Annotated in this window: 3 protein-coding genes; all 3 read right to left on the bottom strand. The window is 51.9% G+C overall.

The window, feature by feature from the left end:
• Positions 1-520: DMT family transporter (locus tag ACTHUM_RS12430; RefSeq protein WP_440403003.1), on the bottom strand; the 520-nt coding region annotated here is incomplete at its 3' end.
• A 180-nt stretch (positions 521-700) separates the two neighbouring features.
• The gene (locus tag ACTHUM_RS12425) at positions 701-940 is read right to left on the bottom strand and encodes a Fis family transcriptional regulator (RefSeq protein ID WP_070459344.1); all 240 of its coding nucleotides are present in this window, start codon (positions 938-940) and stop codon (positions 701-703) included.
• A 69-nt stretch (positions 941-1,009) separates the two neighbouring features.
• The coding region (gene dusB / locus ACTHUM_RS12420) for a tRNA dihydrouridine synthase DusB (protein ID WP_440403002.1) at positions 1,010-1,996 on the bottom strand (987 nt) is incomplete at its 5' end.

Here is a 1,996-nt window from a genome sequence, read left to right as displayed (position 1 = left end):
ATGCAGGCGCACCAATACGGACAATCATCTGCTGGCTCGGACGTATCACGCCTGCAAAACCGAATCCTGCAAGTAAAATCAGCAAACAGCCGAACCAGTCAATCGTACCGCCCTCTTCCGCGCCGCCCATTACCATCATGCCCACGCCGGCAAACGCCACCGCGCAGCAAATCCAGTGGTAAAGTTTGGCTTTGTCGTTGAAGAAGAAATGACCGACAAAGACCACCAGCAAAGGCTCCAACCCCACCATGGTAACCGCGCTGGCGGCAGATGTATATTTCAAACCGATAAACTGGAGCATCAAAACGACAACGTAGTTGACAAAGGAAATCCACAACAACGGCTTCCATTCGCTCCGCGGAATCCTGCCCAAATGACGGCGGCACGACGGCAGCACCATCAATGCGGCAATCAACAATCGCGCCTCAACCATCAGCGTCGGATCGAGCATCTCGTAGGAATATTTGGCAGCGATAAACGAGCTGCCCCAGATTAACAGTGCGAGTATTTGGTAAAGCATGGTTCAACTCATGGTAAAAAAATTAATCGTTTCTTCTCTGGTCTTCAGACGGCCTGAAGCCTTTTCAAGCTGTTTTTATTTTGATTGTGTCAACAAATCCAAAAATATCCAACTAATGGATGAATGACCCGGCCGGCTCTTTCATGATAGGTAGGCAGCAATGCACCCTATTCCTCTCTATTACAACAAACCATGCTGCTGCAGCTTTTTACGCAGGGTATTGCGGTTTAACCCCAAAATGGCCGCCGCTTTAGATTGGTTGCCGCCGCATTGTTCCATCACGCAAATTAGCATCGGCTTTTCGACTTGGTGCAACACCATATCGTACACGCCGCAAGGTTCCGTACCATCCAAGTCTTTGAAGTATTGTCGTAAGTTTTGTTCAATACATTGCGCAATGTCAGTAGTCGTTTGATTCATCGTGATGTCTTTCTTTGAGTTTGTTTTTAAATAGATTTATTTTTAGATGATGAGGCCGTCTGAAACTCTTCAGCTTTCCCGATAGTGACACACCCAGCGGTCGGTTTTCTCTGAAAGCGTCTCAAGATAGGCGGCAAGGGTGTCGTATTGTGCTGCGGTGCTGTCCAAGCGGTTGATTTCCCGGCGTGTTTGTTCGCCTTCGGGCATTTCGTCGATGTACCAGCCGATGTGTTTTCGGGCGATGCGTACTCCGGCCACTTCGCCATAAAATTCATGCATGGCGCGGATGTGGTTCAAAATGGTGGCGTTGCATTCTGCCAAGCTTAAGGCCGGTGGCAAAACGCCGTGTTCGGCGTAATGTTTTAAATCACGGAAAAGCCACAGTCTGCCTTGTGCGCCGCGCCCTATCATGATGCCGTCTGCGGCGGTTTGCTTGAGGACGGCGGCGGCTTTTTGTGGCGAAGTAATATCGCCGTTGACCCAAACGGGGATGTTCAGACGGCCTTTGGTTTCGGCAATCAGTTCGTAACGCGCTTCGCCTTTGTACATCTGCGTACGGGTGCGGCCATGAATGGCAAGGGCTGCGATGCCTGTTTCTTCGGCGATTTTGGCGATGGTCGGCAAGTTTTGATGTTCGTCATGCCAGCCCAAACGGGTTTTGAGGGTAACGGGTACGTCCACCGCATTGACAACGGCTTTCAAGATTTCGGCAACCAAAGGCTCGTTTTGCATCAACGCGCTGCCTGCCTGCACATTGCAGACTTTTTTGGCCGGACAGCCCATGTTGATGTCGATAACCTGCGCGCCTAAGCCGACGTTATACCGCGCGGCTTCCGCCATCTGCTGCGGATCGCTGCCGGCAATCTGGACGGCCACCACTCCGCCCTCGCCTTCAAAATCGCTGCGGCGCAAGGTTTTTTTGGTATGGCGCAAGGTCGGATCGCTGGTCAGCATTTCGCATACTGCCCACCCTGCGCCAAACTCGCGGCAAATCCGGCGGAACGGTTTGTCCGTAATGCCTGCCATGGGGGCGAGTGCGATGGGGTTGTCAATGAA

The sequence above is a fragment of the Neisseria sp. P0021.S006 genome, assembly GCF_051956895.1.
This window is presented reverse-complemented; position numbering and strand designations above follow the sequence as displayed.

Coding starts and splice junctions, on each gene's coding strand:
- ACTHUM_RS12425 (WP_070459344.1), bottom strand. CDS start 940: ATGAATCAAACGACTACTGACATTGCGCAATGTATTGAACAAAACTTA.